This window comes from Streptomyces sp. 17_S59, from assembly GCF_056930295.1.
In genome coordinates this window covers 2085817-2100421 of the sequence record NZ_JBXOWD010000001.1, presented here as the reverse complement: position 1 = coordinate 2100421, position 14605 = coordinate 2085817, and the positions used below count along the sequence as shown (strand labels likewise).

Sequence of the window (14605 nt, the reverse complement as noted above, 5' to 3'; positions counted from 1 at the left end):
CATGGCTCGCGATCATTCCCGGTCCGCAGGGCCCGCTTCCGGGGCCGTCCGGCCCTATGCCGCGGGGACGCCCACCTGGCTCCACGCCTTGAGCACGGCCTGGACCGCGTCCCCCTCGCCGTACAGCGTGCGGGCCGTGGCCGCCGTCAGCCGGGCGAAGGCCGCGAAGTCGGCGTCCTGGGCCAGCTGCCCGCCGGTCAGCGCGGCGTACCAGATGTTCCCCGCGCGCTCCCAGGCGTGCCCGCCGAGGGCCGTCGCCAGCAGGTAGAAGGCGTGGTTGGGGATGCCGGAGTTGATGTGCACACCGCCGTTGTCGCGGTTGGTGCGCACGAAGTGGTCCATGGTGGCGGGCTGGGGGTCCTTGCCGAGCTTGTCGTCGTCGTAGGCGGTGCCCGGCGCCTTCATGGAGCGCAGCGCCTGGCCGGTGACGTCGGGGCCCAGCAGCCCCGCGCCGATCAGCCAGTCGGCCTGGTCGGCGGTCTGGCCCAGGGAGTACTGCTTGATCAGCGAGCCGAAGACGTCCGAGAGGGACTCGTTGAGCGCGCCGGACTGGCCGTAGTACTCCAGGTTGGCCGTGTGCTGGGTCACGCCGTGGGTCAGCTCGTGGCCGATGACGTCCACGGAGACGGTGAAGTCGACGAACAGGTCGCCGTCGCCGTCCCCGAAGACCATCTGCTCGCCGTCCCAGAAGGCGTTGTCGTAGCCCCGGCCGTAGTGGACGGTGGCGTTCAGCGGCATTCCGGCGTTGTCGATGGAGTGCCGGCCGTAGACCTTGAGGTAGAGGTCGAAGGTGGCGCCGAGCCCGGCGTTGGCGCGGTTGACCGTGGCGTCCTTGGAGGGCGCGTCGCCCTCGCCGTGCACCTTGCGGCCCGGGGTGGCCTCCACGTGGCCCGCGTCGAAGATGGTGCGCTGCGGCTTGTCGGAGAGGGCCGCGCCCGCGGCCGAGGAGTCCACCGTGGTACGCGATGCGGCGATGCGGCGGCGGGTGCGGAGGACACCGTCGTGCTCGAGCGTGCGGCGGGCGGGCTCGTGGTGCCGGGGATCCTCGGACTGGGCCAGCCGGTCGAGCAGGTGCGGCGGCACGATGCCGCGGAAAAGAGTGCTCTCGGTGGGGTTCATGGCGGCAATCTGGCACCGGCTGACGGGAAAGTCACTGCCTGCGACCGGGATTCCCGCAATCGAGTGGCCGCATTCCGCGCGTCCCGCATAGTGGACCGCGGGTTCACTTTTCTCCCGTCTCGGCTAGTGTGCTGTGCACCATGCGTGACGTGCTGCTTCTCCTTAGCTGCCGCGGCGAGGGCCTGTAGTCGATAGGCCGACCCCCTCCCCGCGGAGTTCGGTGTTGCGGTCACCTTCTCGTGATCAGCCCCGTCGGCCCTCCCGAGCGGATACCCCGAGGAGCCCTCCGCAGATGCCCGAGATTTCCGAATCCGTCGGTCGCCCCACGCCCGTTACCGCGGCCACCGTCACCCAGCGGCCGTCCGGGATGCCGGTGCACAAGTACCGCCCGTACGAGGCCGTGGACATCCCCGACCGGACCTGGCCGGACCACCGCATCACCAAGGCCCCCCGCTGGCTGTCGACCGACCTGCGGGACGGCAACCAGGCGCTGATCGACCCCATGTCGCCCGCCCGCAAGCGCGAGATGTTCGACCTGCTGGTGAGCATGGGCTACAAGGAGATCGAGGTCGGCTTCCCCTCCTCCGGGGCCACGGACTACGAGTTCGTACGGTCGATCATCGAGGAGGGCGCCATCCCCGAGGACGTGACGATCTCCGTCCTCACCCAGGCCCGCGAAGAGCTGATCGAGCGGACCGTCAGCTCCCTGCGCGGCGCCCGCCGCGCCACGGTCCACCTCTACAACGCCACCGCCCCGGTGTTCCGCCGGGTCGTCTTCCGGGGCTCGCGCGAGCAGGTCAAGCAGATCGCGGTCGACGGCACCCGGCTGGTGATGGAGTACGCCGACAAGATCCTCGGCGACGAGACGGTCTTCGGCTACCAGTACAGCCCGGAGATCTTCACCGACACCGAGCTGGACTTCGCGCTGGAGGTCTGCGAGGGCGTCATGGACGTCTGGCAGCCCGAGGCCGGCCGCGAGATCATCCTGAACCTGCCGGCCACCGTGGAGCGGTCCACGCCCTCCACCCACGCCGACCGCTTCGAGTGGATGTCGCGGAACCTCTCCCGCCGCGAGCACATCTGCCTGTCGGTCCACCCGCACAACGACCGGGGCACCGCCGTCGCGGCCGCCGAGCTGGCCATCATGGCGGGCGCCGACCGGATCGAGGGCTGCCTGTTCGGCCAGGGCGAGCGCACGGGCAACGTCGACCTGGTCACCCTGGGCATGAACCTCTTCTCCCAGGGCGTCGACCCGCAGATCGACTTCTCGGAGATCGACGAGATCCGCCGGACCGCCGAGTACTGCAACCAGATGGAGGTCCACCCGCGCCACCCCTACGCGGGCGACCTGGTCTACACCGCCTTCTCCGGCTCCCACCAGGACGCCATCAAGAAGGGCTTCGAGGCGATGGCGGCCGACGCGGCCGCCGCCGGGAAGACCGTGGACGACATCGAGTGGGCGGTGCCCTACCTGCCCATCGACCCGAAGGACGTCGGCCGCTCGTACGAGGCGGTCATCCGCGTCAACTCCCAGTCCGGCAAGGGCGGCATCGCCTACGTCCTGAAGAACGACCACAAGCTGGACCTGCCGCGCCGGATGCAGATCGAGTTCTCGAAGATCATCCAGATGAAGACCGACGCGGAGGGCGGCGAGGTCACCCCGCAGGAGATCTGGTCCGTCTTCCGGGACGAGTACCTGCCCACCCCCGACAACGCCTGGGGCCGCATCGCCCTGCGCGGCGCCCACACCACGACGACCAGCGAGGGCCGGGACGCGCTCACCGTCGACGCCGTGCTGGACGGCGCGGACACGGTGCTGACCGGTTCCGGAAACGGCCCGATCTCGGCGTTCTTCGACGCGCTCGCCGGGGTAGGAGTGGACGCGCGGCTGCTGGACTACTCCGAGCACACGATGAGCGAGGGCGCGAGCGCACAGGCGGCCTCGTACATCGAGTGCGTGATCGACGGCAAGGTGCTCTGGGGCATCGGCATCGACGCCAACACCACCCGGGCGTCGATCAAGGCAGTGGTCTCCGCGGTGAACCGGGCATACCGGAGCTGACGGGACCGACCGGACTGACGGGCCCGCCCTCCCGGCGGGCCCTGTCAACGCGGCGCCACCGAAAACACCGCATCCGGTGGGCTCGGTGGCGCCTACGGCCAGCAGCCGCCCGGACTCCGGGCCGGAGGTACTGACGCCACATCACGGATGTGGCTAACATCACGTCAACGCGGCGACGAGGCCGTGGCGTTATGGAGGTGCGCCGTGATGGACGCGCAAGGCCGACACAGCCCGGACCGGTGTGTGGTGGGCGTACGCACCGTATGGCGCACCGTCGGTGACGGCGAGTTCTTCTGCCCCGGCTGCGGTGGCGACCGCAACTACCACCGCCGTACGGGGCGCCGCCGCCTTGTCGCGTTCGGGGTGCCGCTGCTGCCGCGCGGGCCGGTCGGGCCGATCGTGGAGTGCACGGCCTGCCGTGGCCGCTACGCCATGGACGTCCTCGACCACCCCACCACCACCCGCTTCTCCGCGATGCTCCGCGACGCCGTGCACACGGTGGCCCTGGCGGTGCTGGCCGCGGGCGGCACGGAGGCCCGTACGGTGCGGCGCGCCGCGGTCGGGGCGGTGCGGGCGGCGGGCTTCGCGGACTGCAGCGAGGAGCAGCTGGTCACGCTGATCGAGGCGCTCGCCGCGGACACGGGGCGGCTGCCCGGGCGATATGCCTCCGCCCCGCCGCCGGGCGGGGCCGGGCGGGACGGCTTCGACCCGTGCGGCACGGCGCTGGCCATCGAGCTGCACGAGGCGCTGGAGCCGCTGGCTCCGCACCTTGCTCCGGCGGGGCGGGAGTCGATCCTGCTGCAGGGGGCGCGGATCGCCCTTGCGGACGGGCCGTACCGGCCGGCGGAGCGGGAAGTTCTTGCGACGGTGGGCCGGGCGCTCCTGATCTGCCCCGAGGACACGGACCGCCTCCTGGCGGCGGCGCGAACGCCGTCGTAGGGGGCCTGCGCGCATTCCCCACCCCGCCCCTTCCCGGCTGTATCGATGTGCGGCTCCGCCGCGCGGCCTCAAACGCCGGACGGGCTGAAAATTCAGCCCGTCCGGCGTTTGAGGCCGCGCTTGATTTGCGGCTCCGCCGCGCGCCGCGCGGTCCGGGGTCTGGGGCGCAGCCCCAGTTTCGGGAAGGGGCGGGGTGGGGAAAGCCCCGCAGGGCCGAGCCACGTTCCGCCGTACGGGACAATGACCCCATGAGTCTGTTCCGCGACGACGGCATCGTGCTGCGCACCCAAAAGCTGGGCGAAGCGGACCGCATCATCACCCTCCTCACCCGCAGCCACGGCCGCGTCCGCGCCGTCGCCCGCGGCGTCCGCCGGACCAAGTCGAAATTCGGCGCCCGCCTCGAGCCGTTCTCGCACGTCGACGTGCAGTTCTTCGCCCGCGGCAGCGAGCTGGTCGGGCGCGGGCTCCCGCTCTGCACCCAGAGCGAGACCATCGCCCCGTACGGCGGCGGCATCGTCACCGACTACGCCCGCTACACCGCCGGCACCGCCATGCTGGAGACCGCCGAGCGGTTCACCGACCACGAGGGCGAGCCCGCCGTGCAGCAGTACCTGCTGCTCGTCGGGGGCCTGCGGACGCTCGCCGCGGGCGAGCACGCCCCGCACCTCATCCTCGACGCGTTCCTGCTGCGCTCCCTCGCCGTCAACGGCTACGCACCCAGCTTCGGCGCCTGCGCGAAGTGCGGAATGCCCGGACCGAACCGGTTCTTCTCGGCCGCCGCGGGCGGCGTGGTCTGCGGGGAGTGCCGGGTACCCGGAAGCGTCGTACCCTCCTCGGAGTCGATCGAGCTGCTGGGCGCGCTGCTGACGGGCGACTGGGCCGCGGCGGACGCCTGCGAGGCCCGGTACGTCCGGGAGGGCAGCGGACTCGTCGCGGCCTATCTGCACTGGCACCTGGAGCGCGGCCTCCGCTCGCTCCGGTACGTCGAGAAGTAAGCGAAACAGGGATCAAGGAGAAGTGGCACCCATGGCTGTACGCGGGTTTCTGGGCCGTCCCCGACGCGAGTACCGCACCCCCGACCCGCACCCCTCCGGCGCGCGGCCGCCGAAGATCCCCGGCGAGTTGGTGCCCGGGCACGTGGCGATCGTCATGGACGGCAACGGCCGCTGGGCCAAGGAGCGCGGCCTGCCCCGCACCGAGGGGCACAAGGTCGGCGCCGAGCGCGTGCTGGACGTGCTCCAGGGCGCCGTCGAGATGGGCGTCGGGAGCATCTCGCTCTACGCCTTCTCCACCGAGAACTGGCGGCGCTCGCCCGACGAGGTGCGCTTCCTGATGAACTTCAACCGCGACTTCATCCGCAAGACCCGCGACCAGCTCGACGCGCTGGGCATCCGGGTGCGCTGGGTCGGCCGGATGCCCAAGCTGTGGAAGTCGGTGGCCAAGGAGCTGCAGATCGCCCAGGAGCAGACCAAGGACAACGACCGGCTCACGCTGTACTTCTGCATGAACTACGGCGGCCGCGCCGAGATCGCGGACGCGGCGCAGGCGCTGGCGGCCGATGTGAAGGCGGGCCGGCTCGACCCGTCGAAGGTCACGGAGAAGACCTTCGCGAAGTACCTCTACTACCCGGACATGCCGGACGTGGACCTCTTCCTCCGCCCGTCCGGCGAGCAGCGCACGTCCAACTACCTGATCTGGCAGAGCGCCTACGCCGAGATGGTCTTCCAGGACGTCCTGTGGCCCGACTTCGACCGCCGCGACCTGTGGCGCGCCTGCCTGGCGTACGCCCAGCGCGACCGCCGCTTCGGCGGTGCGATCCCCAACGAGGAGCAGCTCGGGAAGGAGCCGGCGGCCGGTGAGTGAGGCCCCGACGGCGCCGCCGGTGGCGGACGGGGTCATGCTCGAGTTCGACCTGACGGTCGCGGACCTCCGGGCCGCGCTCGTCGCCCGGGGCCGCGCGGTGCGCAGGGCGCGCGTCCTCAACTGGGTCCTCGTGGCCGCGCTGGTGATGAATGCGTGGGGGCTGACCCTCGCCATCGCCCGGGACGGTCTCGGCGGGGTCGCCCCCAAGGACTGGGGGCCGGCCGTCTTCCTCATCGTGTTCGCCGCCTTCCAGGTGCTGGGCCTCCAGGCCTACCTGGCGCGTGGGCGCCTGCGGCAGCACGGCCCACGGCGGGTGACGCTGAGCGCCGACGCCGTCTCCTGCACGGGGGCGCAGACGGCCACCACCCAGGCATGGCCGCAGTTCAGCTGCTACCTGGAGCGGGAGAAGCTCTTCGTCCTGCTGAGCGCGGACAAGCGGTGCCTGACCGTCCTGCCCAAGCGGGGACTCGCCACCCCCGGCGACGCGGACCGCCTCCGGGCGCTGCTCGACATGCGGCTGCCCCGCGCCTGACGCACGTACTACACGAATCGCCCCGGACACCGAAGGGTGTCCGGGGCGATTCACGTTATGGACCGGGCACGGTCACCGCTTCGCCGCACACTCCCCGCACGTGCCGAAGATCTCGACCGTGTGGGCCACGTCCACGAAGCCGTGCTCCTCCGCGATGGTGTCGGCCCACTTCTCCACCGCCGGACCCTCGACCTCGACGGCCTTGCCGCACATCCGGCAGACCAGGTGGTGGTGGTGCCCGCTGGAGCAGCGGCGGTAGACCGCCTCGCCCTCGCTGGTGCGCAGGACGTCGACCTCTCCGGCGTCCGCGAGGGACTGGAGGGTGCGGTACACGGTGGTCAGGCCCACCGAGGCGCCGCGGTGCCTGAGCATGTCGTGCAGCTCCTGTGCGCTGCGGAACTCGTCCACCTCGTCGAGCGCGGCCGCGACCGCGGCCCGCTGCTTGGTGGCTCGGCCGCGTACCGGGGGACCGGCGGTCGCCACAGTTGCCTCCTCAAGCTCGCTGAACGCCTCTGCACGTCTTGCCAGCCCAATTGTGCCAGGCCCGGCAGCCGCGCCCGGCAATCAGTCGAACCGGCGGAACGGATCCGGCCGCTCAGACGCGGACGTCGTCGGCCGGGGCGCCGGGGCCCTCCGCGTCGAGCGTGCAGCGCTCGGCCGCGGCCGCCCTGTTCGCCCGTTTCCTGGCCAGCGGTGTGGCCAGCGCGGTGAGGGCGATGAAGACGCCGATGGCCATCAGGACGATCGTCGCCCCGGAGGGCACGTCCACGTAGTACGAGGTGACGGTGCCCGAAAGGGTCACGAGCACGCCCACCGCGACCGCCATCGCGAAGGTCGTCGCAAAGCTGCGGGCGATCTGCTGCGAGGCGGCCACGGGGATCACCATCAGGGCGCTGACCAGCAGCAGGCCGACCACGCGCATGGCCACCGTGACCGTCACCGCGGCGGTGACCGCCACCAGCAGGTTCAGCAGCCGCACCGGCAGCCCGGTGACCCGGGCGAACTCCTCGTCCTGGCAGACCGCGAACAGCTGCCTGCGCAGGCCGACGGTCGTGAGGATCACGAAGGCCGCCAGCAGGCAGATCGCGACGATGTCCTGCTCGGAGACGGTGGTGATGGACCCGAAGAGGTAGGTCGTGAGGTTGGCGCTGGAGCCGCTGGGGGAGAGGCTCATCAGCATCACGCCGCCGGCCATGCCGCCGTAGAACAGCATGGCGAGCGCGATGTCACCGCGTGCCTTGCCGTAGGAGCGGATCAGCTCCATGACCACCGCGCCGAGCACACACACGGCGGTGGCCACCCACACGGGGCTGGTGTTGAGCAGGAAGCCCAGGCCCACGCCGGTGAGGGCGACGTGGCCGATGCCGTCGCCCATCAGCGCCTGGCGGCGCTGCACGAGGTAGATGCCGATCGCGGGGGCGGTGACGCCGACGAGGAGGGCGGCGAGCAGCGCCCGCTGCATGAAGGCGAGTTCGAGGATGTCCATCAGCTCAGCAGCCCCGTTCTGATCGGTTCCGCGGACGGGTCGGCGTGCGGGTGCACATGGTCGTGGCCGGGCAGGGCGTGCTGGCCCACGGCCTTCGGCGGGGCGCCGTCGTGGACGACGCAGCCGTCGCGGAGCACCACCGCCCGGTCGATGAGCGGCTCCAGCGGGCCCAGTTCGTGCAGCACGAGCAGGACCGTGGCGCCCCGGGCGACCTGCTCGCGCAGGGCGTTCGCCAGGACTTCCTGGCTGCCGAGGTCCACGCCGGCCATCGGCTCGTCCATGATCAGCAGTTCGGGTTCGCCGGCCAGGGCGCGGGCGATCAGCACCCGCTGGTGCTGGCCGCCGGAGAGGGCGTTCACGGAGTCCTTCAGCCGGTCGGCCATGCCGACCAGCTCCAGGGCGCGGTGCACGGCCTCGCGGTCGGCCTTCCGGGTCGGCCCCAGCTTCGTACGGGCCAGCCGGCCGGCGGAGACGACCTCGCGCACGGTCGCGGGCACCCCGCTGGCGGCGGTGGTGCGCTGCGGCACGTAGCCGACGCGGGCCCAGTCCCGGAAGCGGCGCTGCGGGGTGCCGAACAGCTCCAGCTCGCCGCCGGTGAGCGGGACCTGGCCGACGACGGTCCGGACGGCCGTGGACTTGCCGGAGCCGTTGGCGCCGAGCAGGGCGACGACCTCGCCGCTCCGCACGGTGAGATCGACTCCGCGCAGCACGGGCCGCGAGCCCAGCGAGGCCGTGGCCCCGCGCAGGGCTATGACGGGCTGCTCCGATATGGGGGGCCGCTCGGATATGGCGGGCTGCTCCATGGCTACCTCCTTCAAGGCGCTCATCGCGCTCGCTGTGGTCACTTGGTGCCGAGCGCCTTCTGCAGGGCGGCGAGGTTGGACTCCATGACCTCGAAGTAGTCACGGCCCTTCGAATCGTCCGTGATGCCCTCCAGCGGGTCCAGGACGTCCGTCTTCAGGCCGAGGTCCTTGGCCAGGGTCTGCGCCGTCTTCGGGCTGGCGAGGGTCTCGAAGAAGACCGTGCCGACGTGGTGGTCCTCGGCGAGCCTGTGCAGCTCCTTGACCCGGGCGGCGCTGGGCTCGGACTCCGGGTCGAGGCCGCTGATGGCCTCCTCGGTCAGCCCGTAGCGCTCGGCGAGGTAGCCGAAGGCGGCGTGGGTGGTGATGAAGGTGTCCGAGGCGCGGTTCTTCAGGCCCTCGGCGAACCTGGTGTTCAGTGCACCGAGCTTCGCGACCAGCGCGTCGGCGTTCTTCCGGAAGTCGGCCTCGTGCTCCGGGTCGGCCTCGGCGAGGGTCTTGGCGACACCCTTGGCGACCTCGGCGTACTTCACGGGGTCGAGCCAGATGTGGGGGTCGGCGCCCTCTTCGTGCTCGGAGTGGGAGTCGTTGTCACCGGTGGTGTGGTGGTGGCCGTCCACCTCGGTGCCGTGCTTCTCGAGCGCGGTGAGCGAGGCCGCGTCGACGGCGTGCTTGTTTCCGGACTGTTTGACGGCCTCGTCGACGGCCGGTTGGAGACCCTTGAGGTAGACGACCGCCCCGGCCTTGGCGAGGGACCCGGTCTGCCTCGGGCTCAGCTCCAGGTCGTGCGGCTCGACGCCGGGCTTGGTCAGGCCCTTCACGCTGACGTGCTCGCCGCCGATCTCCTCCGCCAGGAATTCCAGGGGGTAGAACGACGCCACGACCTGCAGTTTCCCGTCCTTGTCGCGGCCCGTGCCCGTGTCCGAGGAGCAGGCGGAGAGCGTCGCCAGACCGAGCGCGGCGGCCACGGCGACGGCGGCGGTGCGTATTCGGCGGGAGCGGATCGGTCGTACGTTCATGACACTCATTTTCAACAAAGATGGAAACGATTGTCAACAAAGCTGCGGTCCGAGGTTGGAGTCAAGCCAAGGCCAGAGCCGATTTGGTGAGGAGGGCGGCAGCGCCGGTAACCTGAATCATTCGCTGTTCGTCGTCGCAATGAAGAGAGCACCGTGGCCGCCGACAAGATCGACACCATCGTCAGCCTGAGCAAGCGCCGTGGCTTCGTCTATCCGTGCAGTGAGATCTACGGCGGACAGCGTGCCGCCTGGGATTACGGACCGCTCGGCGTGGAGCTCAAGGAGAACCTCAAGCGCCAGTGGTGGCGCTACATGGTCACCTCGCGCGAGGACGTCGTCGGCATCGACTCGTCGGTGATCCTGGCCTCCGAGGTGTGGGTGGCCTCCGGTCACGTCGCGACCTTCACCGACCCGCTGACCGAGTGCACCTCCTGCCACAAGCGCTTCCGCGCGGACCACCTGGAGGAGGCGTACGAGGCCAAGCACGGCCGCCTGCCCGAGAACGGCCTCGCCGAGGTCAACTGCCCCAACTGCGGCAACAAGGGTCAGTTCACCGAGCCCAAGCAGTTCTCCGGCCTGCTCTCCACCCACCTCGGCCCGACCCAGGACACCGGCTCGGTCGCCTACCTGCGCCCCGAGACCGCCCAGGGCATCTTCACCAACTTCGCCCAGGTCCAGCAGACCTCCCGGAAGAAGCCGCCGTTCGGCATCGCCCAGATGGGCAAGTCCTTCCGCAACGAGATCACGCCGGGCAACTTCATCTTCCGCACCCGCGAGTTCGAGCAGATGGAGATGGAGTTCTTCGTCAAGCCGGGCGAGGACGAGCAGTGGCAGGAGTACTGGATGGAGCAGCGCTGGAACTGGTACACCGGTCTCGGCATGCGCGAGGAGAACATGCGGTGGTACGAGCACCCGAAGGAGAAGCTCTCCCACTACTCCAAGCGCACCGCTGACATCGAGTACCGCTTCCAGTTCGGCGGCAACGAGTGGGGCGAGCTGGAGGGCGTCGCCAACCGTACCGACTACGACCTCGGCGCGCACTCCAAGGCCTCCGGCCAGGACCTGTCGTTCTTCGACCAGGAGGCCGGCGAGCGCTGGACCCCGTACGTCATCGAGCCGGCGGCCGGTGTCGGCCGTGCCATGCTCGCCTTCCTGCTCGACGCCTACGTCGAGGACGAGGCCCCCAACGCCAAGGGCAAGCTGGAGAAGCGCACGGTGCTGCGCCTCGACCCGCGCCTGTCCCCGGTGAAGGTCGCCGTCCTGCCGCTCTCCCGCAACCCGGAGCTGTCCCCGAAGGCCAAGGGCCTGGCGGCGGACCTGCGCAAGCACTGGAACATCGAGTTCGACGACGCCGGCGCCATCGGCCGCCGCTACCGCCGCCAGGACGAGATCGGCACGCCGTTCTGCGTCACGGTCGACTTCGACACGCTGGACGACAACGCGGTCACGGTGCGCGAGCGCGACACGATGAAGCAGGAGCGGGTGTCTCTCGACCAGATCGAGGGGTACCTGGCCTCGCGCCTCATCGGCTGCTGACGGCTGCCCGACCTGCTTGAACGCCGGGGGCCCGGCACCGTTTCACGCGGTGCCGGGCCCCCGGCGTTCGTGCGCTCGGGCTCAGGCCTTCCAGCCCTCGGTGTCGAGTTCGAAGTCGAAGGGGGCGGGGATACGGACCTTGTCGCCGAACTTGACCTGGGTGTGTGCCCGGTAGCCCTCGTCCGGGGCCGGGTCGTGGTAGACGGTGACCGTGGCCTTCTTCATGTCGATCAGGACGTATACGGGCACCTCGCCCAGGCCGTAGACCTTCACCTTGTCGGTGAGGTCCCTGGTCCTCGTCGAGGGTGACGTCTGCTCGGCCACCAGGGACAGCGCCGAGCCGGGTAGCAGGATGTCGTCGATGCAGATGGCTTCTGTGTCCGCGACGTGCAGGTCCGGGCCGTAGCCTCGCTCCTGCTGTGGGAAGACGTACAGATTCGGGGTCGTCATGGCGTCGTGGCCCGACGGGACGTGGGGGTCCAGCTGGTGCCGCAGCGAGTTGAGGATCGAGAGGTACCGACCCTTGGACCACGGCGACATGACGATGTTCCCCCCGATGATTTCCGCCTTGTAGCCGATGGGCAGGTCCTCGTTGGCCTGCTTCAGGTCGTGGCAGAGTTGTTCGAACTCGGTCTTCGGCTCGTCGTCATTTATCGGCTGGAACGCTTCTCGCGGGGTCTCCACCATGACTGCCATGATGCACCTCCTTGCTCGGTGAGCGATTCGACACACACCGTAGCGACCCCCACTGACAACCACCCCCCCGCTTCAGCCCTCCCCGCCCGATCCGCCCCGCAACGCCACCCCCGCGCACACCATCGCCAGGGGCAGCTCCGCCGCCAGGGCCATGGCGAGGGCCGAGCCGAAGTCGGTGCCGGGGGCTGCCGTCATCACGTCGAACCACGTGTCCACGACCAGCAGCGTCGCCGTGACCAGGGCGGCCGGGGCGCGGCGGGGGTCGTTCCGGGCGGTGAGCAGGCCCGTCGCGATCAGGGCGCCGGCCTCCAGCGCGTCCAGGCCGATCCAGGCGTTGGGCTGCGACGTGGCCGGCAGGCCGTTGGCCAGGCAGACCAGCCAGGGGAGCAGGGCCACCCCGCACGCCACCAGACCGCGCCCCAGCAGGCGGCGGCGCCGTTCGGGCGCCGTGGCGAAGCGCTCGGAACGGCAGGGGAGTTCGAGGACGGCCATGGCGCCGGGCTCCTTCTCGGGTCTCGTACGGAGGGCGGGGGACGGTGTTTCCGCTGCTTCCCAGCCTCCCCCGCCGGGCGCCCGTTGTCGGTAGCGCGGCTGTCCGTCCTGGGGGTGGCACTGGTGTCACCCCGGAGCGGGCAGCAGCGCCATGGACCAGCGCCGACCAGGCGTTTTACCGTTCTCGCATGCGTTCTTCCAGTTTCCTGCGCCCCTTTGACGGGGCCGGCCGTGCCACTGCCTTCCTCTCCGTCGGCGTGCTGCTCCAGCTCGTCGCGCTCCTCGTTGTGGCAGTGCCCTGGCTGCCGGGCGGGCCGACGCAGGCGCTGAGCGTGCTGGCGGCCCTGATCGTGCCGCTGGCGGCCCTGGCGGCCGCCGCTCCCGTGCTGAGCGCCGCGCAGCGGGCGCGGTTCCGGACCCGGCTCGGGGTGGAGATACCGGCGCCGGAGGCGGCCGGGGGAGTGCTGCCGTGGCTGCGCTCGGAGACGGCCTGGCGGCAGGTGCGCTACCACCTGGTACTGGGGCCGCTGCTGGGGCTGGCCGGGGCGTGCGTGCTGCTGCTGTGGGCGGCGGCCGCGGTGGCCGCCACCGTCTACGTGTGGATCTGGGCGGTACCGCCGGAGACGCGCCTCGATGTCTTCGGCTACACCACCCAGGCCGCGTACGTCACCGCGGGCGGCATCGCCGGGCTGTACGGGGCGGCCTGGCTGTCCGGCGCGCTGGCGCGGCTCGACACCCGGCTTGCGGTGCACCGGCTCGGACTCAGCCGCGCCGAGCAACTCGCCCGCCGCGTCGAGGACCTGACGGAGCGTCGCTCGGAGGTCGTGGCCGCGACGGACGCCGAGCGGCGGCGGATCGAGCGGGACCTGCACGACGGCGCCCAGCAGCGGCTGGTCTCGCTGGCGGTCAACCTGGGCCTGGCGAAGGCGACGCTGCCGGACCTGCCGGAGGACGCGCGCAAGGTCATCGACGAGGCGCACCGCGAGGCGAAGGACGCGATCGAGGAGCTGAGCAACCTCGTGCGCGGCCTGCACCCCGCCGTCCTGGAGGACCGCGGCCTGGACGCGGCGCTGTCCGGCATCGCGGAGCGGGCCCCGCTGCCCGTGCGGGTGAAGGTGGACCTGCCCGCGCGGCCGGCCCCGACGATCGAGGCGGTGGCCTACTTCGTCGTCTCCGAGGCGCTGGCCAACGTGGTCAAGCACGCGCAGGCGTCGGGGGTGGATGTCACGGTCGAACGCTCCGGGGGCATACTGCTCGTCGTCGTCTCCGACGACGGCGTGGGCGGAGCCGACCCTTCGGGCGGCACGGGGCTGGCGGGGCTGGCCAAGCGGGTCGCGTCGGTCGACGGCACATTTTCGATCAGCAGCCCCGTGGGGGGCCCGACCGTAGTGACCGTGGAGCTGCCGTGCGCGCTGTGATCGCCGAGGATTCCGTCCTGCTCAGAGTGGGCCTGGTGAGGGTCCTGGAGGCGGCCGGATTCGAGGTGGTCGCGGAGACCGGGGACGCGGAGTCCCTGCTGGCCGCGATGGAGCTGCACCGGCCGGACCTCGCCGTGCTCGACGTCCGGATGCCGCCGGGCTTCACGGACGAGGGGGTGCGGGCCGCGCTCGAGGTACGGGCGCGGTGGCCGGAGACGGCGGTGCTGCTGCTCTCCCAGTACGTGGAGGAGCGGTACGCCACCGATCTGCTGACCGGTGACACGGCGGGCTTCGGCTATCTGCTCAAGCAACGGGTCGCGGACGTCGAGGAGTTCATCGAGGCCCTGCGGCGCGTGGCGGCGGGCGGCACGGCGCTGGACCCGCAGGTGGTCTCCCAGCTGCTGGTCCGCCGCCACAGCGACCCCCTGGACCGGCTGACGCCGCGCGAGCGGGAGGTGCTGGCGTCGATGGCGGAGGGCCGGTCGAACGCGGGCATCGCGGAGCAGCTGGTGATCAGCGAGAGTGCGGTGGCGAAGCACATCAACAGCATCCTGGCCAAGCTGGACCTGCCGAAGGCCGACGCGGACCACCGGAGGGTACTGGCGGTGCTGAGGTTTCTGGGGGTGGGGTGACTTTCCCCCGT

The 14605-nt window shown here is 71.1% G+C and carries 15 protein-coding genes; 8 read left to right on the top strand and 7 right to left on the bottom strand.

Annotated elements, in window-relative coordinates; genetic code table 11:
* Nucleotides 1-54: 54 nt before the first annotated feature.
* Nucleotides 55-1119 carry a M4 family metallopeptidase gene (locus AC1Z4A_RS09245; protein ID WP_483677396.1) on the bottom strand — a complete coding sequence of 355 codons (1065 nt, stop codon included), beginning with the start codon at nucleotides 1117-1119 and terminating at the stop codon, nucleotides 55-57.
* A gap of 292 nt (nucleotides 1120-1411) precedes the next feature.
* On the opposite strand from AC1Z4A_RS09245, the gene leuA reads away from it, so the two are divergent.
* From leuA to AC1Z4A_RS09220, 5 genes are all read left to right on the top strand, one after another.
* A complete protein-coding gene (leuA, locus tag AC1Z4A_RS09240; protein ID WP_483677395.1) occupies nucleotides 1412-3181 on the top strand; it encodes a 2-isopropylmalate synthase in 1770 nt (589 codons plus the stop codon).
* 207 nt (nucleotides 3182-3388) lie between these two features.
* A complete protein-coding gene (locus tag AC1Z4A_RS09235) occupies nucleotides 3389-4120 on the top strand; it encodes a tellurite resistance TerB family protein (RefSeq protein ID WP_483677394.1) in 732 nt (243 codons plus the stop codon).
* A gap of 248 nt (nucleotides 4121-4368) precedes the next feature.
* Entirely contained in the window at nucleotides 4369-5115 is a 747-nt protein-coding gene (gene recO / locus AC1Z4A_RS09230; protein ID WP_483677393.1) for a DNA repair protein RecO, read from the top strand.
* A gap of 31 nt (nucleotides 5116-5146) precedes the next feature.
* Nucleotides 5147-5983: an isoprenyl transferase gene (locus AC1Z4A_RS09225; protein WP_483677392.1), complete on the top strand. Its 837-nt coding sequence runs from the start codon at nucleotides 5147-5149 to the stop codon at nucleotides 5981-5983.
* The gene (locus AC1Z4A_RS09220) at nucleotides 5976-6515 is read left to right on the top strand and encodes a YcxB family protein (RefSeq protein ID WP_483677391.1); all 540 of its coding nucleotides are present in this window, start codon (nucleotides 5976-5978) and stop codon (nucleotides 6513-6515) included. Before AC1Z4A_RS09225 ends, AC1Z4A_RS09220 begins: the two co-directional genes overlap by 8 nt.
* Nucleotides 6516-6587: 72 nt before the next feature.
* Here the strand turns inward: AC1Z4A_RS09220 and AC1Z4A_RS09215 are convergent, their stop codons facing one another.
* The 4 genes from AC1Z4A_RS09215 to AC1Z4A_RS09200 form a co-directional block, all read right to left on the bottom strand.
* A complete protein-coding gene (locus tag AC1Z4A_RS09215) occupies nucleotides 6588-6998 on the bottom strand; it encodes a Fur family transcriptional regulator (protein ID WP_483677390.1) in 411 nt (136 codons plus the stop codon).
* A gap of 112 nt (nucleotides 6999-7110) precedes the next feature.
* Nucleotides 7111-8001: a metal ABC transporter permease gene (locus AC1Z4A_RS09210; RefSeq protein WP_483677389.1), complete on the bottom strand. Its 891-nt coding sequence runs from the start codon at nucleotides 7999-8001 to the stop codon at nucleotides 7111-7113.
* Nucleotides 8001-8804: a metal ABC transporter ATP-binding protein gene (locus AC1Z4A_RS09205; RefSeq protein WP_483677388.1), complete on the bottom strand. Its 804-nt coding sequence runs from the start codon at nucleotides 8802-8804 to the stop codon at nucleotides 8001-8003. The genes AC1Z4A_RS09210 and AC1Z4A_RS09205 overlap by 1 nt, the downstream gene beginning before the upstream one ends.
* Nucleotides 8805-8842: 38 nt before the next feature.
* Nucleotides 8843-9820 (bottom strand): metal ABC transporter substrate-binding protein, encoded by a 978-nt coding sequence (locus AC1Z4A_RS09200; RefSeq protein ID WP_483677387.1) that lies wholly within the window; start codon nucleotides 9818-9820, stop codon nucleotides 8843-8845.
* A gap of 153 nt (nucleotides 9821-9973) precedes the next feature.
* Between AC1Z4A_RS09200 and AC1Z4A_RS09195 the strand changes: the two genes are divergently transcribed.
* Nucleotides 9974-11356 (top strand): glycine--tRNA ligase, encoded by a 1383-nt coding sequence (locus tag AC1Z4A_RS09195; protein WP_483677386.1) that lies wholly within the window; start codon nucleotides 9974-9976, stop codon nucleotides 11354-11356.
* An 81-nt stretch (nucleotides 11357-11437) separates the two neighbouring features.
* Here AC1Z4A_RS09195 and AC1Z4A_RS09190 read toward each other — a convergent pair whose 3' ends face one another.
* Both AC1Z4A_RS09190 and AC1Z4A_RS09185 read right to left on the bottom strand, forming a co-directional pair.
* The gene (locus tag AC1Z4A_RS09190; protein WP_483677385.1) at nucleotides 11438-12052 is read right to left on the bottom strand and encodes a Uma2 family endonuclease; all 615 of its coding nucleotides are present in this window, start codon (nucleotides 12050-12052) and stop codon (nucleotides 11438-11440) included.
* 72 nt (nucleotides 12053-12124) lie between these two features.
* Nucleotides 12125-12544 carry a hypothetical protein gene (locus tag AC1Z4A_RS09185; RefSeq protein ID WP_483677384.1) on the bottom strand — a complete coding sequence of 140 codons (420 nt, stop codon included), beginning with the start codon at nucleotides 12542-12544 and terminating at the stop codon, nucleotides 12125-12127.
* A 188-nt stretch (nucleotides 12545-12732) separates the two neighbouring features.
* Between AC1Z4A_RS09185 and AC1Z4A_RS09180 the strand changes: the two genes are divergently transcribed.
* Together AC1Z4A_RS09180 and AC1Z4A_RS09175 are read left to right on the top strand one after the other, a co-directional pair.
* A complete protein-coding gene (locus AC1Z4A_RS09180; RefSeq protein ID WP_483677383.1) occupies nucleotides 12733-13962 on the top strand; it encodes a sensor histidine kinase in 1230 nt (409 codons plus the stop codon).
* On the top strand, nucleotides 13950-14594 hold the full coding sequence (locus AC1Z4A_RS09175; RefSeq protein WP_483677382.1) for a response regulator: 645 nt from the start codon (nucleotides 13950-13952) through the stop codon (nucleotides 14592-14594). Before AC1Z4A_RS09180 ends, AC1Z4A_RS09175 begins: the two co-directional genes overlap by 13 nt.
* Nucleotides 14595-14605 lie beyond the last annotated feature (11 nt).